Raw genomic sequence first — 25,730 nt, 5'->3', positions numbered from 1 at the left:
CCAAAAACAAAATTACAGACAGGCCGTCTCCAAAATGGGACGGACAGCAGCCCACTGCCCGTCTCCCAGAAGCCTGTTGCCGACCTTGTAGGTCTGTTTCTTATCGTTGCTGTGACCAATCCTAAACAAGAAGTCAGATTTCTGGACGAAAAGCGTTCATTCGATGGCGGGTGTGCTCAGCTTCTCCCGCGTCTCGCTCAATCGTGATGGATGACGGCGACACGGAGCTGTCGACCGCGATCCCGCAAGCCGATCAATCTCGAGTTGAACGCGCAGACCATCACTGCTTGTCGTTCCCCGATGGCGTCGTATCGGACTCCTTCTTGTCAGTCGCCTGGTCATCCTGACCGTCGCCGCCGCCATAGCCGATCACCTCGACGATGAAGATCGAACCCTGTCTGCGGGCCCCGGTTGCGGTTGGCGTTTCCGCCGACTTGGCGGCCGCGCCGGCCGTATTCGAGCCTGCCGTGAGCGCGCCGATATTGGGAACGGATACGGTCGGAATTCCGGTCGTGCTCCCCTGCACCTGGAAATTGCTGGCGTTGGCGATGACGGGGGCGACGAAGACGGCGCTGCCCGAGGCGCGCACGCCGGCGGTGCCGAAATCGATCGTGCCGCGCGGTGCGAGAAGATAAAGCTGGGACGCGGCTGCTTGCGACGACGCCTGCAGCGTGCCGATGCCCGCGCCGGTCACGAAGCCGCCAAGATCGATCGACTGGTAATCATCCTGATCATACAGCACCTGCAGCGCCGGTGCCGACAAGGTCGTCTTGGAGCCGCGGCCGGCGTCGAGATTGCCGTTGGAGCTCCACATCAGGATGTCGCCACCCTGGGTCGTGAGCACGCGGCTCGAATTCACCAGCACACTTTGGTCTGTGAAGGTGTTGATCGCGCCGCCACCAAGGGTGAGGATGCCGATATCCCGCAGCTTCAGCGCCGAGTTGGGTTCGGCCGCAAGCGAGCCGACGATGATGTTGCCGCCCGGGCCGAACATCGAGATATCGCCGCCGAGCTGGGTCTGGACCGTGGCATGCAGCAGGTTCATGTCGCCAGTCTTGACCAGCTGGCTGGCGCCGTTGCTCCCGCTGCCGAGCACGTTTGCCGTGTAGCCCAGTCTCGCCGGGAACATCGTCTCGATCATGCGGTAGCCGCGCTGCGTGTCCGACGACGTGCCGCCCTTCTGGCCGATGCCGACCGCTTTGAGCTCGGCGAAGAATACCTGGTCGATAAAGACGTGCTGGAGGTCAGCGGGCAAGGCATGGAAGGCCGCGAACACGCTGGCATCGGTGTCACTGTCGCCTGCCGGCTTACCGATCCGGCTCAAGAAGGAGCGCAGCTCGGACATGTAGTTATGTTTGACGCTGCCGGCATTCGCCGGATCGATATAGGAATTCACCACGGCGGCGTAATCGACACCGAACTTGGTGCCGAACATCGTGATGATGTCGGCGCCCTGCTTGGTGCCGGCAGCGTCCGTCAGCGTCGCATTGCGCCGCGGATTATTCTCCGGGCCGAGCAGCGACTGGTTGTAGATGCCGACCGAACCGCCTCCCGTTTTTTCCGAAATATAGATGTTTCCGACCGGCGTCGGGCTGGAATTGCCCACCGACAAAATGCCCTCCTGAACCGGAGCCTGGGTCGCATTGTCAAACGCCGCCGGGAGGAATGGGCCAATATCGCCGCCGGCCTGAACCACGAGGAAGCCGGGTCCGGCCACCTGCAAGCCACCGCCATTGTTAAAGCCGGTGTAAGTGATGTTCCGGCCGGCTGCGATCGTGCTGACGTCGCTGGTATGGATGTTCTGCACGATGATGTTGAGATCGACGATGTCGCGCCCCGCATAGATGCTGGTCGGGCGATTGATCTCGATGCGCTGATAGACATTTTCAGTCGAACTGGTGGTCCTCTTGCCGTAGCTTCCCGTTGCCTTGATATCGCCGGTCGCGGCGTAAATGCGGGCGGTCGTGTCGAAACCGTCGGCTACATCGTTCTCATGCGCAAGGATCGCACGGCTGGACGACTCGTCATTGCCGCTATTGGGACGGAACGGATCGAACGCAGCGTCGATCAGAGACGGCCCGGCGGAAATAAGCGGGCGTGAGATCGATTGCGACGTCGATGTCTGCGGGTAACCGAACGTGAGGTCGATGCTGCCCTGCGCCAACAAATTGAAAGTGCCGTGCTCGGATGGGCTGAGCACGATGCCCGGCGCTGGAACCGCAGCCGAAGCACCCGAAGCATTCTGATTCAGGATGTTGCTGATCCCGGTCGTTATCAGATTGCCCTGCAACGCGATGGCCTCGAAGCTCGCAGGATAAGTCGCCGGAGCCGCCTGAACATTCAGGCTGTTGGCGGGATTGATGGAGATCGCGGTGGGCGCGATCGCGATCGTCACGTCGCCCGACTGCGCCACCAACCGAACCTTGCTAGCGGAGCCGTAGGCATCAAAATACAGCGGTATCGTCGGGTCGGGCTTCGGCTCCAGGGGATTCGCCTTGCTCGGTTGCTGGGCGTGCAAGGCAGCCGGGTTGACAACACCCGCCATCGCGATCGAGCCGTTTGCCGTCATCGTGATCTGCCCGGTATCGACAGCAAGCAGCGGAAGGTTCGGAAGCTTGAGCGTGCTGTTCGCGTATCTGTAGACATAATCGTTCTGGCCGATGTCGCCGCCCGCGACGATGCTGGCGTGGCCGGAACCCTCGTAGAACGAGCCGCCCCGGATGTCGCCGCCGGCGCGCACGACCATATTGCCGCTGCCGTAGAGATGGGTCACGGGCGTGCTGTTCGCCGACAGGCCGCCGGTGACGCGCCCAGTCGTCGGAGCCGATACCGACACATCGAGCATATTGCGGCCGGCAAGAACGCTCACATTTCCGCCTGCGCTCAGGAAGCCCTGCTGAAAGCTGCCATACTGGATCCACCACGCGGTTTGCGAGGCGATCTGCGTTCCAACCGGCGCGAAGACACCGGCTCCGACGATCGAAGCACCGGCGCTGGGCGTCACACCGGAATTGGATAGCAGCCAAGGCTGATAGTACTGAGGCACTTTCTTGTAGACCGTGTTGCCGTTCGCATCCTTTGTTGCGATCACCTTGGTGCCGCCCACGACATCGCGCTGCGCGTCGATGACGACGTCCCCGCCCTTTTCGGGGAATGCCGCAGCGGTCGGCGGGCCATAATAGAGCTCAGTGGCTCCGGCCGCGAAAGCCGCGTTGCCATATCCCAGCACGCGGGGCTCGAAGAAGCCGTCCGGATTGGTCACGACAACGACGGAGGCCTGCAAGCTGTAGGGATTGGCATAGGTCGCGGTATTGACGCCAGCCGCGTAGATCACGCCAGGCGCAGCGACGTCCCTCATGATCACATCTTGGGCTGCCGAGATGGTGATGTTGCCAGTGCCCGTCCGTATCATGGTCGGAATGCTGACATCGACCTTGGTGGTGCCGTCTTTCAGGAACTGGCCATAGCTGCCGTGCTTGTCGACGATGACGTCTCCCCTGCCGTTCGCAAGGGGGACCCTGCCGGTCGGATTGGCGCTCGAGACATCGGAACCGGCGGTCAGGATGTAAGCCCAGGACGACGGCGCCGTCGCCGTCTTGATGTTCGCCTGGCTGCAATCGACGGTGCAGACGAGCAATGTGTGCGGGAACAGATCGGCACTCGCGAGATCCTGCGAAGTCGGGCTGATGCCGTTGCCGCTATCGCCGATCTTGTAGGGCGCGATCGGCAGCTGGCCGGTGGTATAGTCGTTCAGATAGATCGAACCGAGATCGACCGAGCGGCTGGTCGCATAGTTCGCGAGCTTGTCCGTGTAGCCCTTGTCGAGATAGTTCGCGAACTGGAAGAAGCCGTCGGAAATCGAGGCGTTGACGTTGATGTTTCCGGCAGCGCGCAGCGACAGCACGCCGGCGTCGAGCCCGCCCCAGGGTGTCGCGAGACGGTAGGTGAAGTTCACGTAGCTCGATGCCGGATCGAAATAGGTCACGCCGCCGTCGGTTGCGAGGTTGCCCACCGTACCAGCCGCCAGATTCCAGTTGCTGCTGACGGTGATGTCGCCCTTGGAGTTCACCAGGTCGACGCCCGGCTGCACGTGCACGACGTCCGCGCCGAGGCTGTTGACCAATGGAGCAAGGCGCGTGAACAGGTTGGTGAAGCCGTAGCTCTGCCCGTTATAGCTCCACGTTCCCTTGGTGATCTGGGAGACCGTGTCGCCGAAGAAGGCATTGCCCGTGCCGGCGCCGCCGGTAAAGGAGGCAACGCCCGGCTTGCCTTGGTTGGCCGGATCGAACGCCGCGTAAACGCCGCTCGACGTCAGCGGAATGTAGTCGTTTGTGGTTGGCACGAACTGCAGGTTGCCGTTGACCAAGGTGGTCGAGCCCGACATGTTCGATACTTTTGTGAATGTCGCCGTCGCTTGGCCGTTGTTACCGCTGACGCCGAGGGAAACGGATAGCGATGTGCCGTCATAACCGGTGGAACCAGGCGCGAGCGACAAGGATGCTGAAACGATCTTGACGGTTGACAGCACACGACCGAACAATCCGGTCGCAGCCGGCACGTCCGTGACATTGCCGATTTGAACGCTCGTAACTCGCGTAAGGTAACCGGTACCAGCATCCGTGATGGTGACCGTAGCGTCTCCGCTTGCACTGAACGACACGCGGCCCTGGGCAGTCCTGCCTCCAGGCGTAGCTGGCGGCGGGAATGTGATGGGAATATCGCTCTGACCGAAGTATTGCGACAGCGTCGTCGTGTTCGGCAGAAAAGTATCTATCCCGCCGGACACATTGATAGTCGCGATCTGGATTCCTGCGCTGTTTTTGACCGCGACAGACGTCGGCACGCTGGGAAGCCCCGTTCCACCGCTTATCGTCTTATCAAGCTGAAATCCCGTAACGTTGGTCCAGGTCCCGTCCGTGGCAGGTATCAGATTTCCGTTCTGGTCCACGCCCTTGTACCAGCCGGCCGGGTCGATCGTCCCGAACCAGCCAAGGCTCGACCCGTCGATGCCGTAGCGGCCGGCGGTGGTGTCGAACGCGATGAAGCCGTTCACGGCGACCGAGCGCGCGCCGACGATGCCGACCTTTGAGCGGTCGTTGACGTTGTTGGTGGCATCGATCACGGGAAGCGCGTCGAAGGTCTTGTCGCCGTCGGCGTAGAAGTTCGTGCCGTGCGTGCCCGACGGGTTGGCGACATTGCTGATCGCTGCAATCTTGACGTCGTTGTTGCCATCCAGTGGGGCGCGGAACGTCACGGTGCCGCCGCTCAGGCCGCCCCTGGTGCCGCCGGAGACGTTGATCTGCGTACCCTGTTGCAGCCAGATTTTCGACTTGGCGTCCCAGCCGATTCCGATGGTGACGTCGCCGCCACGCTCGTCGGCGTGCGTGGTCGAGGCGTCGATCACGCCGCTGCTCGCCAGGAACACCGAATTGGCACCGTAGAGCGCGACCTTTCCGCCGGCCTGCCCGGTGCCGTCGATCGTGCTGCCGCCATAGCCGGTGGCATCCAGCGTGCCGCGGATGATGACCTGACCCAGTTGCCTTTCCTGGAAGATGGGAATCCAGGTCGGATCGTCCGCCGTAAGCGTAATGTTATTGGCCTTCAGCGTGTGCCCTGCCGCCAGTTCGAGATTGCCGGTGCGGGTGTGGATGTCGATCGCGCCGGTGAGGCCGCCGGCGAGCAGAATGTCCGCAAGCGCCGTCAGGTCGGCCGCACCGCCTGTATCAAGCTTGAACCGGCCGCCGAGGCCGGGACCGCCGGTGCCGAGCAGCCGGCCGGCGAGCATCGCGCCGCCGCGGAGCGCGTCCACCTCGATCGTCCCGCCATAGCCTTGACCACCGCTCGTCGTCGCGACGTCGATGGTGCTGCTGGCGTCGGTGATGACCTGGCCTCCGCCCGTGGCGTTCGACCCGATGTCGGCATACAGCACGACCTTGCCGCCTGACAGATAGGTGTCGACGTCGATCAGCGTCTTCTTGTAGCCGCGCGCCGAGATATACGCGCCGGGATTGAGGGTAACGTTCCCCGCGATCGCACCGAGCGTAATCGTGCCGGCCTGCGCCTGAATGGTGCTGCCGACGGCAATGTTCGACGCCGTGACCGTGAGAATGCCGCCGGTCTCGTCGCTGTCGGCAGGCGCAGTTGCGGCCGAGCCGCGCGTCACCGGATCGACGATGGAGATATCGCCCGACGCCGTCAGGACAAAACCCTGAGGAGTTCCCGCGGTTGCGCCGGAGACCAGAATGCGCGGCGTGCTGACGGTGAGGTCGGTCTTGTCGCCGTTCGCGCCGAGCGTCATCGTGCCGGGGCCTTTGACGACCACGCTGTCGTCGGCCGACCATTTGACCTTGGAGAAACCGGCAATGGTGAAGTCGCCGTTGACGACATTCCCATTGACCCGGCCGCTGCCCAGGTCGATTTCCTTTGCAGCCAGTTCGAGGCTGTTGCCGTTCGCCGCCGGAGCGCTGACGGGCGGGCTGGCCCCGGTGTTCTTGAGCGTGATGTTGTTGCTCGCCGAGATCAGACCGTCGCGTGTCAGGGTGGCGCCACCCGAACCCGCCACGGTCATCGTGCCGGTGGATGCGACACTGACCTTGCTGTTGGGATCGAGCGCGATCTGGGTGTTGGCGGCGTAGGTCGTGGCGACGCCTGCGGCGGATGTGACGGTGACGCCGACGCTGAACTCGACCGTCGCCGAGGAGGAAAACGCCAGCACCGTTCCGGCGCGCAGATTCAGGCTGGTGCCGGGATTGAGCACCTCGCTGCCGAGCGCGATGCCGGTGGCGTCCAACGACAGACTGCGCGCACCGGAATTGAAATCGCCATACACCGTAACCGGACCAGACAGCGCGCGCAGGGCCAGTGTCTGCACGTCGGCGAACTGGGTGCTGTTGGCCGGCAGCACCAGGCTCTTGCCGGCAACCGCCGAGGCCGCTCCGACGCCGATGGTCGGCGCGATCAGGTTGACCAGATTGGCGTGCAGGTCCGTTGTATTGATGGCGATCGCGTTGTTGGAGGCGGTGGCTTGCAGCGTCAGCGTGTTGGTCGAGATCTTGACGCCGTCGGCGATCGCCACCTTCCCGCTGTTGCTGGTGTCACCGCCCGCCAATGTCAGGCTTCCGGTCACCGGCCCGGCCGGCAGCACGGCCGTTGCGGTCGCGACATCCTTGAATTTGATCGTGAGTGCTGGCGCCGAAACTCCGGTCGCAGTCGGCCCCGTCAGTTGCAGCGTCGGGTCGTTGCTCGCCACGAACAAGGCGCCGCGCCCCGGCTGTTGCGCACCGCCGTTCGCGTAATAACCGAGAGCCAGCCGCGCGGGGCTCGTGGGATCGAGGAGTTTTGCAAGATCGGCACCCACGATCTCCGTTCCAGAGAGCGTCCCGCCTAAAGCCGCGGCGAGGCTCTGGGCCGTGACAGGCGCCTGCCCGTCCGCAGCAACGACGTAATGGCGCCCGAGCCCGGCATGAACGACACCCGTAGTTTTGATGATGCTGCCGGTATTGATGGTCACCGTGCCGCTACCGGCCTCCGGGACATAGACCGGAAGATCCAGCAGGACGGACTGCGATCCGACCGTCACCGATTGCGTGACTTCCTGCCATTGGCCGACCTGCTGGGCGACAAGCAGGATCTCCGGCGCGCTGAACGTCTCGCCGCGCGTATCCACGACGACATTGCTGGCCGTCGGCGTGATCAGCGTGCCCGTTGCGAAGTCGCTGCGGCTGCCGCCGATCAGAATGCTCTCGAAGTCGTTGAGCTGGGCAACGTCAAGGCCGACATAGCCGGCCGGAATGTCGTTGTTGACGTACCCGGCATGGCCGACCACCGCTAGCTTGGGCGCGCTTATGTCCAGCTCGCTGCCGCGGCCGGTGTTGCCGTTTTTGTCTTGTCCCGGCAGCGTCCGCGCAACGCCGTTCATCACGATCGACTGGAGCGCGGAGATCGACAGCCGGCCCGCATCCATCGGCAGCCGCGGCGCCGTGACATTGTTCTTGGCCGCCAGTTGGGCATAATAGGCGTTGGCGCCGTTGAAGCTGTACTCGCTGTATTGCTGCCAGACCGAGCTTGTCTGCACCGCGAACACCGTCTGGCCGGACGACTGCTTTCCGGGCGCGGTCGACTGCGTGTAATGACCGGTCACCAGAACGGTGCCATCAGGCAGTTTGGTTCCCGTGGCAATGTTCTTGCCGGTGTTGTCGCTGGAATAGACGACGACACGCATAGCGCCCGGCAGCGTCGCATAGTGCGCCGGATAAAGCGTATAGGTCCCCGCCGGGATGCCGTTGCCGCCGTCGATCGTGATCTGGGTGCCGGCCAGCGGGATCGCGTCGCCGGCGGTGACGGTCTTGCCCGCATCGGCACTGCGCGCGGTCGCAAAATGGATGTCATACGCAGCGATCGGATCGGTCTGCGACGGCAACAGCGCGTAGACGGTCTGGCCGGAAGGTGTCGTGGTCAGGCTATCGCGCGAGCCGCCCTTGCCCGCAATCCACTCCATGGCCTGGATATCGCCGCCGCCACGCAGGTCGATCGTCGAACCGTCGGCGCGCGTTACGTTCGATCCGGCCAGGATCAAACCCTTCGACGGCGGTTGCGCCAGCGGATTGAGATTGGCGTTGTAGTACCAGTTGGTGCCGTCGGACGTCGCACCGTAGGGAACGGTCGTGTCGGCCAGCGACACCGAGGTGAGGCTCCCGGCCTCCAGCACCACCGACTGCGTGATGATCTTGGATACTGCACTGTCGGTATTGCCGAGCGCGATCTTGCCGAGCGGCGCGAACAGATTGCCCGCTTGCTCGATGGTCCCGGCATACACGGTGATGCCGCCGCCGGCCGATAGCGGAATCCCGGTGTAGCTGTTGGCGGGCGCGGCGAACTTTACGTTCCCCGGCGTCTCGATCGTGAAGTTAACGGCGGAGACCGGATAGATTCGCTGGGCGGAGAGCAGGAGATCGCCGGCCGAGACCAGCTTGCCGGTGAAACTCGACTGCTCCGCCGTCGCGCTGGTGTCGTTTCCATTGGTCTTGAGACCGTTCACAACCTTGAGCGTGCCGAGGCGGAGGTCGCCGCTCGCAATCAGGTTGATCTGGCCGAAGCCCGAGAAGTCGAGGCCCGGCTGAGCGTCACCCGGTTTGAAATTGGACGGTCTTCCACTCTCCAGATCGATCGTCTGTGCATTCACCGTCAACGTGCTGGTGCCGGCCACCGGCTTAATACTGGAGAAGCCGGTGAGCACGACATAGGGCGCCGCAATGCGTGCATCGATCGAGCCGGATCCCGGCGCCTTGATGTCACCTGCCGCAATGTGCAGACGGCTGGTTACGGTCCAGTTCAGCGAACTGGAAATCGTGAGCGCTTTCCATGACGGATCGCTGTCGCCGTAGGTGGTGCCGGGCACATCGGTGAAGATGCGCGCGGCGCCGCCCTGCGCCGCGGCGGCGTAGAGATAGACGTTGTCAAACGGCGCGAGCTGATCGGCCGAAACGGTGAGCGTCGTCGGCGCGCTAATGACGCCGGCGGCGCCCTGCTGCAGGAATATGTTGCCGCCTCCGAGCAGGATGGTCCCGCCATTGGCGCGCGCGTCAGCATGCACCGTGCCATCGCCGGCGACATAACGGCCACCGGCCGCGGCGAAGCTGCCGCCCCAGGAAAATCCGCTGACGTCTGCGCTCACCGTGCCGGCGTCGCTCCAGGACCATTGCGACGTAGTCGCGCCGCGCGCGCCTGCCACCTGGATGTTGCCGGCCGCGCCGGAGACGTCGACCACCGCGCCGGCATCGGCGACGAGGTAGCTTTGCTGCGGGGTGCCGGCGGAGCCAGGAGCGCCATAAGCGAAATAGAACTTGTTCTTGTTGGTATCTGTCGGGTCTGTGTAGGTGTTGACCGTAGTAATCGCTCCACCTTCCACCGCGCACGTACCGCCAGCGATGTAGCTACCGCTCGTCCTTGGACCGTTGACCGTCCCGAACAGGGAATTGGCGACGAATGTCCCGGACAGGTCGATCTTCGCGTCGGACGAAAGATGCGTCGCCAGCGAGTTGATGAAGACGGAGCCGCCATGGTCGATGATCGTGCCACGCAGCTCGACGGACTGCGCTGGGACGCTCCAATCCGGAGTGCTTGGCTTTGGACTGGTAGATGTCGACCCGCTGCGATCTTTTGTGACCGCAGCCATCGTGATGCTCGCCTTGGGATCGGTGATGATCTTCGAACCCGTATCGAGCTTGATTTTGTCGGCCCTGAGCGTGAGATCGACCGGCTTGCGCCGGTCGTCCGCAAGCAGTGCCAGTTGCGGCGCGGGCTGCTGGCCGAGCTTGGTCCCGGTCGGCGTCGCTGTGTAGTCGGCGAGACTCGCCAGGTTCTTCTGCTGAAGGGTCAGGCTGGTCCCGGCCGAGACGATGATCTGGGCGTCCGCGCCGGACCAGTCGTCGCTCACCGTCTCGATGATGTAGGAGCCGAAGCCGCCGCCCGTCAGCAACGAGACAGGCAGCGTGCTCGCTTTGCCGCCGATGCGGATCGACGACGTCTGACTATCCTCGATCCGGATGGTGCCGACCGCGGCAACCCTCAGGCTCCCGTTGCTCTCGAAGCCATAGCCACGCAGGGTGCCGTCGAGCCCGATGACAGCCGGCTTCGCTAGATTTGGCGTTGGATGATGTGGGCCATTGATATCCTCCCACTGTCCACCCGAGTACAGGGCGAGCGAAATGCTGCCTGCCTTGCCAGCCATCACGCCATTGGCTGCGGTCTTGGCCTTGCCCTGCGGCGAGATGTAACCACCACTGGATACATCAAGGACGCTACCGTTTGCTAACAAGATGCTTCCGGTCGCGTCCAGGTAGCCATCTACGACAGCTGTGCTGTCCTTGGTTGTGGTAATCGAAACTGTGCCGCCATTGGTGAAGGCGGGACCAGCCGCGTCAACTCCCGCCACTCTTCCGATATCGTTTACAAATCGACCGCTGACATCGATCGTGCCCTCGACGAAAATGTTCGCGGCGATCGCGTGACCCGATTGATCGGTTGGGGCCTTGAACAAAGAACTGAATTTGCCTCCAACCGAGACACGATCCGTTGATAGGCTGACGCTTCCCCCTGCCGCCGAAACCGTTCCAGCGATATCGATCGCACCACCCGCCGTGACGGAAAGGCTGCCGCCGGCCGCGAGATTGAGCATGCTGCCATCCGACAACACGAAATCGTTCGCCGTCACCTTCAGCGAGCTGAGGCCGTAACCCGACAGGATGTCGGCCGACAGATTCGTCGTATAGGTGCTTTGCGTCGTGTAATTGGCCGATGCCGTCGCGCCGATCTGCACGCTCGACGGTGTCGTCAGCTCGAGTGAGCCCTGCAACGGCAACTGCCCGCCGCTGATCTGCCGCTCGCCGGCTGTCGAGCCGAAATACATCGTCCCGAGCAGCGCCGGATTGACGGTCACGACGCTTACGCGTCCGGCGTCATGCCCCTCGGTGAAGCCTGCCGAATAGATCTGGGTTGGCGTGGACCAGGTTTCCGTGACGCCCCAGCGCGCATGCTTGACGATGAACTGGCCCGCGATCCCGAGATAGGTCATGTTCGGGTCGGCGTTGGTCATGCTGTAGATGCGGCCGTCGCTGCCGATCAGGCGCGTCGTGTTCACCATGCCGGGCAGGAACTTCACGCTGCCGCCCGCGACATTCATGATCGAGCCGTCGGTCTTGACGCTGGCAGCACCGTTGCTGGTGGAGAGGTCCGTCGCGAGAGACACGCTGCCGCCGACGGTCATCAGCTGGTAGATGCTGCGCGGGACCTTGGCGACATAGCCGCTGGCGTCCGCGAGCGGCGTTCCCACCCACGTGGTGCCATCGCTGCGGGTGCCGGTGTTGCGGATGTCGATATACATCGTCTGGCCGTACAGCGCGCCGTTGCGCTGCAAGGGCATGTCGGCGAACTCGGCGCGCGGCTGGAACGAGATGATGTTGTAGCTCGCCGGCAGCTCGACGTTCTGGAGCCCGGCGACGTCGACCGTTGCACCCGGCGAAAGCAGGACGCTCTGCGCAGCGTTCGAGTTGGAAAGGACGCCGCCTTCGTTGCCTCCGCTCGTGCCGACCCTGCCCTGCTGGAAAGGGTTTGGTACGTCGCCCGTCGGAAAGAGCTTCGCGTTGAGCGAGACCTGCGCCGATGGCGCCGAGATCAGCCCGTTCGATCCGACCGTGACGTTGGTTTGCGCCGACATCTCGATATAGGCCGGCGCGAAGCTCTGCGTGCTCGCCAGTCCCGCCGCGCCGTCGTCGACCGGAAGGCTCGAGATCACGCCGTTCATGGTGACGCTGGTCGCCGCGCGGAGAAGCACGAAGCTGTTGCGGTCGATACTTGTATCGACCGAGATCACGCCCTGGATCAGTTTTCCGGCGCTGTCGGCCAGAGCGTGACCGCTCGCATCTGTGGGATTTCCGATCGCAACGGTATCGCCATTCATCACCACGATGCCGCGAGAAGCGTCGATCACACCGTCATGTTTGACTGCACCAGTGCCAGCCAGATAAGTGCCCGCAGCACCAGTTGGATAGCCAAAGGGTTTCGATGGATCTCCCGCTACGTCGTAGTACGACGATGCAAACTGCGACAGCCTGAATTCGGTGCCGCGGAATTTGATGGTGTTACCCTTGTCATCCTTGCCCAGTACACTGTCCGGCAGCGCCGAATAGCCGTTCGGAACGACATCGATCGTTCGCGCCGCCACCATGGCGACCTCCCCACCGGGCGTGGTGATCGAGCCGGAATTGTAGACGTTGGCGCCGAACAGATAGACCGAGCCGGGCGAGCCAAGCGAAACCTGGTCTGAGAGGATATTGCCGGTGATGGACGCGCCGCGCTCGACCTTGATGTCGCCGGCGATCAGCTTGGTCGCCGCGCCGCCGTCCTTGTCATAGATCGAGAACGAGTTGAGATCGGCGATGCCGTTGTTGAGAAAAAACTGGTCGCGCGTCGCCAGATCGCTGCCGAGCTTGCCGACATCGAGGCTGGAGGCGATCAGCGTGTGAACGTTGACCTGCGAGCCGGCGCCGAAGATGATGCCGTTGCGGTTGATCAGGTAGACGCCGCCGATGGCATTGATCTGGCCAAGAATGCGGCTCGGCGAGGCGCTGGGATCCTGCACCCGGTTCAGCGCGATCCAGTCGGACGCGGACTGCCTGAAATTGACCGTGGTGTTGGTACCGACGTTGAACGTGTCCCAGTAAAGAATGCTCTTCTTCTGGGTCTGCTGGATATCGACCGAGACCTTCGAGCCGCTCGTCGTCTGCTTCGGCAAATTCGCGCCGAGCCATTTGGAGGCATCGGCCTTGATGCCCGCCAATGGATCGCCCGCGGTGCCGCCGAACGGCATCAATCCGCCCGGGGTCAATCCATTCGGGACGGACGACGCAGCGGCCTGGGCGGCGGCGGCAGCATCCGACTGGAGCTTGCGCGCGGCGGCAAGCGCTGCTGCCGCGCGGGCAAGCGAGGTCTGGGCCTGGGTCGCTGCGCCGGCAGCCTGCTGCGCGGCCAAAATCGCCGCCTGCTGCGCGGCCGCCGTCGGCACCACCGTGCTGGCGCCGGGCGTGAGGCTGCGCGCATGGCCGAAGCCGCCCGCGACCGACAGCGCCAGCAGGCTGACGCCGCAGAGCAGCGTCCGTTCAAACGCACGCCGCATCCCGGGGGGAGAAACAAGGATATCGCGATGGGGCACGCTGCGGCACTTTCTGATTGCAAGTTCCAGTCGAGCACGCCGCTGATGCAGGCGCATTCGCGCCCCGCATTTACTTTTCGTTTACTAACATTCATATGTCAGATTTGTAGCATTGACGCACTATGTGCATCTGCGACATCGCGTTCCGCCGGCCGAGGCGCGGCAAAATCGCTTCAATTTCAGCAGGAAAGCGTGCGATTAATTATGTTATTGTTTGTTATCAACGCGATATCGCGTCGATGCGAGCTGCGGCGGCCCGGCCAGAATGGTTCTAAAGCATGAGGAGATTGGGAGGCCCTAGCGCTGGCCCTGGTTGGCAAACGGGCTAAGCAGACCCGGCGGCAGCTTGAAATTTGCCGGCTGCGCGCTCTTGTTGATCGTCAGGTTCTTGCTGGCGCCAGGGTGGACGTCGGAAGCCGGGGTGGGCCCACCTCGCGGAGGCGGGACCGGCATGGCGACCGGAACGGGCGGCGGCCCCGCAAGCACTGGCCCGCCCGGAACCGCACCGGCCTTCATGTCGGGCGACGGGATGTCCAGCACGGTAATATCGAGTCCTCTTGCGAACTCCACCTGGCGCCGCTCGACCGCCCGAAGGGTCCATCCTTTGTGGTTTTCGCCTGCTTTCAGCCGGACCACGGACTTGCTGGCGGAATCAATGAACAAGCCGATCTTTTCGCTGCCGACGATGGTGCCCAGCAGAGAGAGCTGCGGCCTCTCGGGTTCGGCCGGCGGCGGCGGAGCTACCTGGACGGGCGCCGACACGGCAACCGGTGCAGGCGCCGGCGGCCGTCGCGTCGGCGCAAACAACGGCCGCTCACGGCTGGCCGTCAAACGCCCGAGCGGGATAGCCCACAGCGGGTTGTCGCTGAGCGCGCGTTGTGCCGGTGCAGGCGCCGGCGGCCGTTCGACAGTCGCGGGTGCCGGCACGACGGCGGGAGCTGGGGCCGGGCCGGCCGGCTTCGTGGCAAACAGATCATCGCGTGACTCGGTGGAGGGAGAATCCATCGAACCGGGCGCGCTGACGGCAAACGCCTGGACGCTTCCCCCGGCAAGGACGCCAGCGAGCAAAGCAATGAATAGGCGCGTCGACATGGCACTGACCGTCCCTGATCGGATCCGAGCGATAACCGTCATGAATATCAATCATGTGACATTTGCGAGCAGGGAACCGATGCGCCAGACCGGTCCGCGAGATCGCAGGGCATGGGGAGATCAATGCGCGCGCCCTATCGTCCGCCGCCATCACATCTACTGGCGGCACGATGTTGGATCAAAGCCGGGCGCGCTTCAAAAAAATGCACCCGGCGCGAGCCGGGTGCAAAGTGTTGTCGATCGTCGATCAGGCTGAGACCTGATAGCGATCAGTAAGCGCCGACCTTGCCGGTGCAGCCGCTGGCGTTCAGACCGTTGGTCGGGTCGTTGAGGAGCGTGTAGATTTCGCCCTGCCACACCGCCGGAACCTGAGCGAAGCCGTTGTCGTTCATGATGGCGTTCGAGCCGCTGCCGTAGACGTAGTCGAGGAAGGTCTTGAACCAGATGAACGCGTTGTTGCTGTTCGCGTGCGTCTGATAGCACTGGTAGATTTCGAACCAGGAGAAGCCGGAGATCGGATACGAACCGGAAACCACCGGATTCGGATTGACACCCTGCAAGCTCCAGGTCAGCGGGTTCGCACGGCTGACGCTGTCGAACTGCGGGATGGCGGTCGCCATCGCCTTCTGCGCACCCTGGAAGGTCGGCGGCTGGAACTTGCCGGTCGCGCCGGTGATGTCCCACTGCGACTGGAGGTTGGCGGTCTTCAGGCCACCGGCCTTGACAGGCAGCCAGAAGTCCTGGGAGGCGTAGCCGATCGCACCGTTCGTCGAGGTGACGAGGGTGACGAGGGCGCCGCTGCCCGAGGCGTTGGCGAAGGTGCCGGGGCTGGTCACGGCGTTGCCGCACTGGTCGGTCGGGAACTGATCCGGCCAGTTCAGCTGGTTCGCACCGCGCGCGAGCAGCGGAGTGGTGCAGGCCTGCGAACGATCGGTCCAGGGGAAAGCGTACGACACGACGGTCGCATCGCTTTCGCTGTTCGGTCCGAACTCATAACGGCACTGCTCAACCAGCGCGTTGGAGAGCAGGAAGGTGGTGCCGCTGCCGTCCTGACGATGCACGAAGGTGATGTTGCCGGTGCCGAGCGTGCCACCGTTGAGCGTGGTCAGGATCGCGTTGTTCCACTTGGTGATGTGGCCCGACGCGATGCCGCAGAACGCGTTACGCGACAGGTTGAGGCCGCTGCTGCCGCCAGCCGGGGTCGCCGGCAGAATGTTCAGGGTAGCGCCGGCACCATCCTTGCCGTTCAATCCAAACGCAACGGCGCCGATGACCGCCGGAATCTGGATGAGATTGCCGAACTTCGACTGCGCGCTGCTGGCGCCGCCCGTGTTCCAGGCGGTCATGTCGGCGGCGTTGACGACGTCGTCGCTGCCGATGAACTGCACGCCATCATAGTCGGAGATGTTGTTGATGCCGAAGTTGCTGCTGGTGTAGGCGGGAGCGGAAGAGGAAGGCGTTCCGATCTGGGTCTTGTCGTTGGTGCGCAGCACGGTCTTGCCGTTGCCCGAACCGGTACCGGCATAGAGAATCGCGCCGCCGATGCCGCTGGTGTTGAAGCTACCGCAGCTCGCAGCCTTGGCCATCGGACCCGGCTTGCCGGGGCTGCCCTGCGCCTGGGTGTAGATGCAGTCCATCAACTGCCGATAGACAACCTGCGGGAACGTCGCGCCCGCGCCAAACGCAACCGACTGCGCCTGAGCAGATTCGGAAGCAACGCCCATCGCAGCGAACGCAACCGATCCCAAGAGTAAAGTCTTCAAGTTTCGCATAACCTCAGTCTCCCTGTTTGGATACCCCAAGCCTGCTACGATCAGCAGCCGGGCCCCGGAGCGAGGCGGACGCTATCGGCGGTATGTGAGACTTTGATTGTTGTTTTGTGAATTATGATACTCATCTCATCTACAATGAGATCGATCTTCGTGCCGACCTGACAACAAGCTCAGGATTTCACGAGCAGAAGCATGGAATTCTCGCTCTCGCCAAATGTTATCCACACATCAAATCGCGTCGTAAAATATGTGGACACCGTCGGATCGGACGTCTCGCACGTATCCCGAAGCTTGAAGCGCGAACATCCGCGGCGCAATCGACCCGCCCTATTTCGACGATCATCTCCTTACGACGTGCTGTGAGCAAATGCCGGCGCGCTTTCACAGACCTGTCTTGTCGACATCACATCACCGTTAATGTCGCATCGTTAAAAAGCACCCCGGCAATCCGTCCGCGCCGCACATGATGCCTCGTATCATAACAATATCGTTCGCCATCGTGTGAATGCTGCGCGGATAAGACCAGCAAGCAAGAAGGACCTACGAAATGAACGCTCTGCCCGGTTTCCGCATGCCTTACCGTGCAATGACGGCACGTGCCGGCTTAGCTACCGTCTGGCTGGCCGTCATGCTCGGCGCCGGAGCACCGGCATTTGGCCAATCGCCGTCGGCCGATCCCGTTGTCGCCCTCGTCAATGGGAACCCGATCCATGAGAGCGATCTGGAGTTGGCGGACGAAGTCATCGGCCGAAATCTACTGGTCCAGGACCCCATCGAGAGGCGCGAAACCCTTCTGAAGATGGTGACCGACGCCGTGCTGCTCGCGAAGGTGGCGACCGATCGACACATAGAAGACCCGGCCGATCTTCAGCGCCGCGCCACTTTCGCGCGCAATCAGGGCCTCACCAATCATCTTCTGACTGTCGTTGGTCAGCAGGCGGTGAGCGAGGAGGCAATGCGCAAGGCATATCAGGAGGTCGTGCTCAATGGGGTGACAACCGAGCCCGAGCTGCATCTGCGCCACCTTGTCTTCATGATCGCTCCGCCCGCGGACGATGCCGCGGTCAAGGCGGCCGAACAAAAGGCCAAGGCGGCGATGGACAGGATCAACAAGGGCGAGGACTTCACAGTCGTCGTCGCCGACGTGTCCGAGGACCCCGTCACCAAAGCGAGGGGCGGCGACTACGATTGGCGGCAGCGCGGCGAAATGGGCAAGGAATACGCCGACGTGGCGATCAAGCTGAAAAAGGGCGAGGTGTCGCAGCCGTTCAAGACTGCAGTTGGCTGGCATATCCTCAAGCTTGAGGATACGCGTCCACGTAAACCGGCCGACTACGACAAGATCCGTGATCGCCTGGCCGCGATGGTCGCCTCTGCAGCGCAGATCGAGCTCGTGGATAAGGTGCGCGCCGAGGCGAAGATCGAGCGCATGGACCAGATTCATAAGGCAGACAAGGAAGGCGCCAAAGTCAGGTAGCGCCCCTGCCCTGCCTGCCAATCCCGCGATATCCCGGCAGTGAGTAAGCTATGGGCCTTGCCGTCATCATCCTGACGCACAACGAAGAGCGCCACATCTTGCGGGCTCTCGCCTCGGTTGCCAAGATTGCAACCGAGGTTTTTGTTGTCGACAGCTTCTCAAGCGATCGAACGGTCGAGCTGGCGCGCGCTCAAGGCGCAACCGTATTGCAGAACCGGTTCGTCAACTACGCGAAGCAGTTTCAGTGGGCGCTCGAGAATGCCCCGATCACCGCCTCGTGGATCATGCGGCTCGATGCCGACGAAATCATCGAAGCCGATCTCGGCGCCAGAATTCGCGATGAACTGCCGCGCCTGAGCAACGAGGTCGTCGGGATCAACCTCAAGCGCAAGCACATCTTCCTTGGCCGCTGGATTCGCCATGGTGGCCGCTACCCGCTCCTCCTCTTGCGGATCTGGCGCCGCGGCCACGGCCGCATCGAAGACCGCTGGATGGATGAGCACATGATTCTGTGGGGCGGCCAGACCGTTACATTCGATGGCGGGTTCGCCGATCACAATCTCAACGATCTGACGTTCTTCACCGACAAGCATAACAAATACGCCACACGCGAGGCAATCGACGTGATCAACGAACGTCATCGTCTGTTCGGGCGCGATGTTGATCTGATATCGGAGGAAGGCTCGCGCCAGGCAGCCATCAAGCGCTGGATCAAGGAACGGCTGTACAACCGTATCCCTTATCAAATCAGCGCACCGGCCTATTTCCTGTTTCGCCTGATTTTCCAGCTCGGTTTTCTCGACGGCAAGGAAGGCCTTGTCTATCACGGATTGCAGGGTCTCTGGTATCGCTTCCTTGTCGGCGCAAAGGTGGAAGAGCTGGAAGCCGCCATCTCTCATCTGAAAGATCCGGCGGAAATGCGCGCGGAGCTACGACGCCTGACCGGCCTCGTCATCGAGCTCTGATCAACATGCGCTCGAACGCCAGAATGATTTCAATGGGCACGGTCCATGACGCGTAGTATCGCGACCATCGTCGCCCTGTTTCAGTTGCTCTGGATGGCGGAGGCAACCGCACAGTCCGCGATGTTCTGGTTCAACGATCCCGTCGGTCCGGACGAAACAGTGCTCGTCACCGGCGCCGAGCTCGACAAGATTACATCTGTGACGGTTGCCAGAATTGGCGACGGCCCCTCCCGCGAGAGCGGACGGGATACCTCCGTTCCGATTCTGCAGGCCAATCCCCTCTCCCTTAAATTCACGATCCCGGAGCAGTTCACGCCCGGGATCTACCGCTTCAGCCTGACCCATCCCCAGGGCACTCTCAGCGGCCGCATCAACCTGCCAACAATCTACTGGACGCAGGGAAATCTCGGCGACGAGGTCTCGCCTTCGGGCTGGCTCCAGGTGTTCGGTCGCAACATCGTTCGCCAGGCAAGCCGTGCACAATTGTTGCTGCTGCCCGATGCCGGGAATGCGCCGACGAAAGCCGTTCTGACCAAAGGCGACCTGTGGCGCGGTGCGTTTCGCATCCCTGATCAGGTTTCACCCGGCCGCTACCGGTTGCGCCTCTCCAACGGAGACGGCGGCGACGCCGAATGGGTCGATGTGGGCAGCATCGTCGTGCGCTCTCCCGAAGCGAACGCGGTGCAATCCTTCGATGTACGGGCATTTGGCGCGAACGGCGACGGCAAGTTCGATTGTACGCGCGCCGTCAAGGCCGCCATCGAAGCTGCGAGCCAGGCTGGAGGCGGGACCGTGTACTTCCCGCGCGGGCGCTATCTGATCTCGGACATGATCGTCATTCCACCTCGCGTCAAATTGCAGGGGGAACGCATCGATCTCGTCAATTTGGTCTGGCCTAGTCTGGCAACGCTTCCGGCCGCGCTGATACAGGGAAGGTCGCAGTTCTCGGTCGAAGACCTCACAATCTACGCATCGAACCACCCGCACATCATCGCGGGGGGCTTTCAGTTCGGCGACGCCCCGATTCCTGACGCGGCCGATATCGCCATCCGACATGTCCGCATTCGCGGTTCGGCCTTCCGGGGTCTCATGGAGGCTGAAGCCACCCTGCAGCAAATGAACGACTTCCGCCGGATTTATCCCGATGGATCTCCCGACACCATTCGATTGAGCGGAAACAGGATCGAAGTATCCGATTGCGACATTCTGGGATCCGGACATTCGCTTCGCCTCTTCAAGGCAACCAACGCGATTGTGGCCCGCAATATCCTGACCAACGGCCGCTATGGCTCCTACTCGATCGTAGGATCGCGTCAGGTCGTCTTTGAAGGCAATACGGTCACTGCCGCCGATCTCCAGGGGACGGGCGGAGGAATATCGACGCTGTCAAAGTGGGTCAGCGCATCCGAGAACATCTTCGTCGGCGGCAATACGTTCAAGGCTATTTATGGCTGGGATCGGGAAGCCATGACGTCGGACGGGCCAGGCGGATTCTATTTCGGTCACGCGAACAGCACTGGTGCGGATCGGTTGTCGCTGCTGGATGCAGCGAATCCGTATCCGGCCGGCACGGACTGGACCGGCGCCGCCGTCATGGTGGTCAACGGGCGCGGTGCCGGCCAATACGCCAGGGTCAAAGCATTCGAGAAAAAGCCGTCCGACTTGTCGGTAGTGCTCGATCGACCGCTCGAGGTGGCGCTGGACTCGAACTCGGAGGTCACGGTTACCCAGGCGCAGCAAAACTATCTGATCATCGATAATGACTTCGAAGACACGGGCGTCGCCGCGCAGACGTACGGGACGGCGCTTGGGCATGTCATCTCCGGCAATCGATCCAACAGGACCAGCGGCTTTGCCGTCTTCGGACTGTCCTACGACAGTTTCCAGCCCGGCTGGCGGATTCAGATCCTCGACAATCACATACTCGAAGGAAACGTCTACCGGGCCGGACCCGAACGGAGCATTTTCTCCAATGAGGCTTCAATTCTCGTCCAGGCGAACCAGACCGCAAAGGCTCCAGGTCGACCGCCAATGGTGCAGGCGGTGATCGTTCGAGGCAATCGCCTCGATCAGGACGCCCACATCGAAATCAAAGGCTTTGCCGCGACCTCGCCCGGTGTCCGCGACGTGGTCATCGAAGGAAACACCATGGGACCATCACGGGTCGGTCTGATGATTGATCGCGGCGTCGCGTGGTGGCTCAGTCGAAGGAACGTCGAAGAACGGCGTATCCAAAAATAGCGCTACGAGCTACCCGCCCCTGCCTCGCACTCCCTCTCGATCAGTCACGGTAATGATAAGTTCCGTTGTTAGTTAAACCCCTGCTCTGGCTGCGATCTCCCGCTGTGGCCGAACGGAATTCCTCTCCGGCAGCCGCTTCACAACCTGAAAGACCGTACCGATGACCGCAATTCTCGGCCTCAACCTCAACCATCCCGATGCCTCCGCGGCGCTCATCATCGATGGCAGGGTGGTCGCAGCTTCGGCTGAGGAGCGCTTCGGCAAACGCATCAAGCATGACCCATCCTTCCCGCAGCAAGCAATCCAATCGGTTCTTGCCATGGGCGGCATATCGTCGAAGGATCTGGATTTCATCGCGGTCGCGCGCGATCCGTCGCAGAATCGCGCGGCCCAGGTCTCGTATGTATTGCGCAATCCGCTTTCGGGCGGCAAAGCGGCGCTCGAGCATATCCGGCGGGCCAAGGACGAGCTGAGCATCAGCGAGCAGGTCGCCGAGGCGTCCGGGCAGGCCCCGGACATGGTCAAGGCCAAAGTCGTCAACGTGGAACATCATCTGTCCCACATTGCGAGCTCCTACTACTGCTCGCCGTTCGACGGGCTGACGGCCGGCTTCTCCTATGACGGCAGCGGCGATTTCACCAGCGCGATGGCGGCGCGCTGCGAGGGGACACGGATCGACGTGCTCGACCGCGTCAACCTGCCGAACAGCCTGGGCTTCTTCTACACGGCATGCTGTCAGTTCATCGGCTTCGCCGAATATGGCGAAGAGTACAAGGTCATGGGTCTCGCGCCATACGGCGTCGACAGCTTTGCGGACACGATGCGAGAACTCGTCCAAACGCGGCCCGATGGCTGGTTCAAGCTCGCCGAGGGCTTCTTTGGCATGCACCGCGGCGGCGAAAGCGGAAAGATGGACGAGCGAAATCACGTGGAAATGCTGCGCTTGTTCACCGACAAATGGATCGAGAAGTTCGGTTCACCGCGCCAGCGCGGCCAGGAGCTGACGCAACGGGACAAGGACATCGCCCGCTCCTGTCAGGTCCGCTTCGAGGAAGTGGCGGTGCATTGCTTCAACAAGCTGCACGATCTGGTCCCGAGCAAGCAGGTCGTTTATGCCGGAGGTTGCGCACTCAACGGCGTCATGAACGCGCGCCTGCTGCGCGACACGCCTTTCCAGCAGGCATATATGCAACCGGCTTCATCGGACGACGGTCTGTGTCTCGGTGCGGGCCTGTGGACATGGCACAATGTCGCGGGCGGACGAGAACGATTCCATATGACGCATTCCTACTGGGGGCCGGCTCACTCGGATGAGACGATGCGGCGCGCAGCGGAATCGGCCAAAACTCCCATGCGCGAACTATCGCCCGGCAACGTTCCGAAGGCGGTGGCATCCCTGTTGCACGCCGGGCTGGTGGTTGGCTGGTACCAGGGGCGATCCGAGTGGGGCCCGCGCGCTCTTGGCAATCGCTCCATTCTCGCCGACCCGACCCGCGCCAACATGAAGGATGTGATCAACGCCAAGATCAAGCGAAGGGAGGGCTTCCGCCCGTTTGCTCCGACCATCTTGCAGCCGGCGGTATCGACCTATTTTGAACAGGATGTGTTCAGTCCCTTCATGATGCACGTCGTCAAGCTTCGCCCGGAATGGCAGGAAAGACTTCCCGCCATCACCCATATCGATGGCACCGGACGGCTGCAAAGCATCGCGCGGGACACCAATCCACTCTACTACGACTTGATCCACAGCTTCGGCGAACTGTCCGGGATACCGATCGTGCTCAATACCAGCTTCAATGAGAACGAACCGATCGTCGACACACCCGAACAGGCCATGAGCTGCTTCCTTCGCACCGGCCTCGACGCCATCTGCCTTGGCAGGTACCTGGTGGTGAAAGGCGAGCATGCCAAGCTGTTGTCGGACGCGTAGGCCGCTGACGCCGTGAATTGGGGCGGTTGCGACGCCCCCCTTTTCGATGTTCGGGTCAGGATATTCACGCCCAACCTTCGCGGCCGCGTGTCGGCCGCGGTCAGAACTGGAAGTAGATGAATTCGGCATGTCCAAAAATGCCGAACAGCACGACGTAATAAGCCAGCGCGACACCGGCAGCCGTTGGCAGCCAGCGCACCTCCCACAGTTCACGAAGGCGCTGCGGCCGAAACGACAGGTGGAAGTCGATCACGAGCAGCAGTGCGAGCGAGACGGCGAGCATGACCAGTTCGCCGCTCGCGAGATCGAGCATCTTCAGGGTGAAATAGGAGATGGGACCGAAGTCGCCCAGGCTCCGCAGGGCGACGATCGCATTGGCGACGCTCGTCGACCGGAAGAAGACCCATCCCACGAGCACGACGGCTAGCATCCAGGCCCAGCCGAGCAGCAGACGAGCCGGCTCGCCGAGCCACGCTTCCGGTTTTGCAAGCCTGATAAAGGCTCGTTCGACAACGAGGCAGACCCCATGCAGCGTGCCCCAAGCGACGAAATTCCACGCGGCACCGTGCCAGATACCACTGACCGCGAATACGATGATGAGATTGCGCGCGGTGGAGCCTTCGCTGCCGCGGCTTCCCCCGAGCGGAATGAACAGGTAATCGCGGAACCAGGTTGACAGGGAGATATGCCAACGGCGCCAGAACTCGTTCAGGCTGGTGGCGAAATAGGGTTGCCCGAAATTGATCATGAGATCGAAACCCATGATGCGTGCCACGCCACGCGCAATGTCCGAGTACCCCGAAAAATCGCAATAGATCTGGAGGGCGAAGAGCACCGCCGCGAGCAGTTGATAACTGCCGGAATACTGCGCCGGATTGGCGTAGATCCCGTTCACCACCGACGCGACCACGTCTGCGATGCACATCTTCTTGAACAGGCCATAGCCGACCAGCAACAGGCCCGCGGTGACATTTTGGTATGAAAGCCGATGCGTGATCCGGAACTGCGGCAGCATATGTGCCGCGCGCTCGATCGGACCGGCGATCAGTTGCGGAAAGAAGCTCACATATTGGGCGTAGGTGATAAAGTCGCGCTCAGCAGCAACCCTGCGATTGTACACGTCGAGCGTATAGCCGACCGACTGAAACGTGTAGAACGAAATGCCCAGCGGGAGGACCAGACCAAGGGCATATTCCGGCACCACATACCCGAACAGCCCGACCACGCCGAGCACGTTCGAAATCAGGAAGTCCAGATATTTGACCGTTCCGAGTACGCCCAGGTTGATCGACAGCGCGATGATCAGCGCCGCCTTGCGTCCGCCATCGGTCCGAGCCCGCGCCATCATGAGTGCGGTCGTGTAGTCCACGATCGTCGTCAATCCGAGCAGAAGTCCGAAGGAAGGGCGCCAGCTCATGTAGAAAATATAGCTGGCGATCAGCAGCACCAGCGGCTGGATTCGCCCCGGCAACGAGAAGAACACCACCAGGAACGTTACGAAGAACGCCAGAAATTCGAAAGAATTGAAGAGCATCAGTCGAATGCTCCGGTGGCCTTCAGCAATTTGGCCAGATCGGCCGTGTAGGCGCGCGCCCCAGCCGGATTCATGTGCTGCGGATCGGCAAAGAGCGCTGGCGGATACATGAAATAGTCCGGCCCAAACACCCGAATGAGGGGCCGATCCGAGATCATCATCGACCTGGCGTCGTCAGCGGCTGGCAGCGGAGCAGCCTCGCCAGCGCGGAAGAAGCCCGGAACAATCATGATCTGGAAGCCATACTGGCTCGCCAGCCGTTCGAGGTGATTACGAGAGTGAGACTTTTCAGGGATCATCCGTAGCTCAATACGTGTGGGATGATCGGTCGGCAGGGCGTAGTCATCCGGAAGGCGATCGCCCGGGTAATGGCTCTGCGACTTGATGAAGTACCAGCCCCGGTCGCGGAGCATTGCAGCGCGCTGGATCCTCACATCGTGGCGCGCGTCGGACAGTCGATCCAGATTCTGAAAAGCGAACAGCGCTGCTTCACGGGGCAAATTACGAAAAGGAAACAGCGTGCTTGCCAACAAATTGTCGTTGCGCAGGATATCAGCAAAATTATCGGATGCGCCCTTGTCGTCCCAAGGGATCGTCAACAGCACGTGCGTGGGAACGTTGCCGGCTTCCAACGCGGCTTCAAGAATCGGTAGAAAGTGAACTTCGCCGGGCAGCCCAAGGTTATACGATCGGAAGCCGGGTCCGACGGCCGCATCCAGGTCGGATGGACGCAACGCCGAGAGAAGCTTGCTGTTGCCGAAGACCATCACCCGATTGCGGTCCTGCGGATCGAACATCCGGCCCTTCACAAGAGTATCCAATTTTGCGTACGCAATAACGACCGAGCCCGGCCTGATAAAGGGCAGCATGGCGTAGGCGGTATACAGCGAGAGCCAGACCGCGCCGAACAACAGCCCGAAGACGACGACGGATTTGAGCCACGGAGCGGCGATCGCGGCCGGCTCTTCTGCATTCAAAGCCGATGCGGCCTCCGGAGATGGCAGAGGCGAG

At 62.2% G+C, this 25,730-nt stretch carries 9 protein-coding genes; 4 read left to right on the top strand and 5 right to left on the bottom strand.

The window, feature by feature from the left end:
- Window positions 1-280 precede the first annotated feature (280 nt).
- The 3 genes from ABIA90_RS01005 to ABIA90_RS00995 form a co-directional block, all read right to left on the bottom strand.
- On the bottom strand, window positions 281-13,708 hold the full coding sequence (locus ABIA90_RS01005) for a filamentous hemagglutinin family protein (protein WP_354116961.1): 13,428 nt from the start codon (window positions 13,706-13,708) through the stop codon (window positions 281-283).
- A gap of 297 nt (window positions 13,709-14,005) precedes the next feature.
- Window positions 14,006-14,842: a hypothetical protein gene (locus tag ABIA90_RS01000; RefSeq protein WP_354116960.1), complete on the bottom strand. Its 837-nt coding sequence runs from the start codon at window positions 14,840-14,842 to the stop codon at window positions 14,006-14,008.
- A gap of 227 nt (window positions 14,843-15,069) precedes the next feature.
- Complete coding sequence (locus ABIA90_RS00995; RefSeq protein WP_071915583.1) at window positions 15,070-16,572, bottom strand: substrate-binding domain-containing protein; 1,503 nt, start codon at window positions 16,570-16,572, stop codon at window positions 15,070-15,072.
- Between the two features lie 547 nt (window positions 16,573-17,119).
- Between ABIA90_RS00995 and ABIA90_RS00990 the strand changes: the two genes are divergently transcribed.
- From ABIA90_RS00990 to ABIA90_RS00975, 4 genes are all read left to right on the top strand, one after another.
- Window positions 17,120-18,049, top strand: a complete 930-nt coding sequence (locus ABIA90_RS00990) for a peptidylprolyl isomerase (RefSeq protein WP_354116959.1) — start codon at window positions 17,120-17,122, stop codon at window positions 18,047-18,049.
- 50 nt (window positions 18,050-18,099) lie between these two features.
- Window positions 18,100-19,014 (top strand): glycosyltransferase family 2 protein, encoded by a 915-nt coding sequence (locus ABIA90_RS00985; RefSeq protein ID WP_085402769.1) that lies wholly within the window; start codon window positions 18,100-18,102, stop codon window positions 19,012-19,014.
- Between the two features lie 45 nt (window positions 19,015-19,059).
- On the top strand, window positions 19,060-21,255 hold the full coding sequence (locus ABIA90_RS00980) for a glycosyl hydrolase family 28-related protein (RefSeq protein ID WP_354116958.1): 2,196 nt from the start codon (window positions 19,060-19,062) through the stop codon (window positions 21,253-21,255).
- Window positions 21,256-21,415: 160 nt separating this feature from the next.
- The gene (locus ABIA90_RS00975; RefSeq protein ID WP_354116957.1) at window positions 21,416-23,185 is read left to right on the top strand and encodes a carbamoyltransferase family protein; all 1,770 of its coding nucleotides are present in this window, start codon (window positions 21,416-21,418) and stop codon (window positions 23,183-23,185) included.
- A gap of 100 nt (window positions 23,186-23,285) precedes the next feature.
- Here the strand turns inward: ABIA90_RS00975 and ABIA90_RS00970 are convergent, their stop codons facing one another.
- Entirely contained in the window at window positions 23,286-24,671 is a 1,386-nt protein-coding gene (locus ABIA90_RS00970) for an MBOAT family O-acyltransferase (protein ID WP_354116956.1), read from the bottom strand.
- Between the two features lie 47 nt (window positions 24,672-24,718).
- A complete protein-coding gene (locus ABIA90_RS00965; protein ID WP_354116955.1) occupies window positions 24,719-25,696 on the bottom strand; it encodes a hypothetical protein in 978 nt (325 codons plus the stop codon).
- Between the last annotated feature and the right edge of the window lie 34 nt (window positions 25,697-25,730).

The organism is Bradyrhizobium sp. LA6.8 (assembly GCF_040547935.1).
Classification (GTDB): domain Bacteria; phylum Pseudomonadota; class Alphaproteobacteria; order Rhizobiales; family Xanthobacteraceae; genus Bradyrhizobium; species Bradyrhizobium barranii.
The sequence above is the reverse complement of the archived record's forward strand: the minus strand, read 5'-3'. Positions and strand labels throughout refer to the sequence as shown.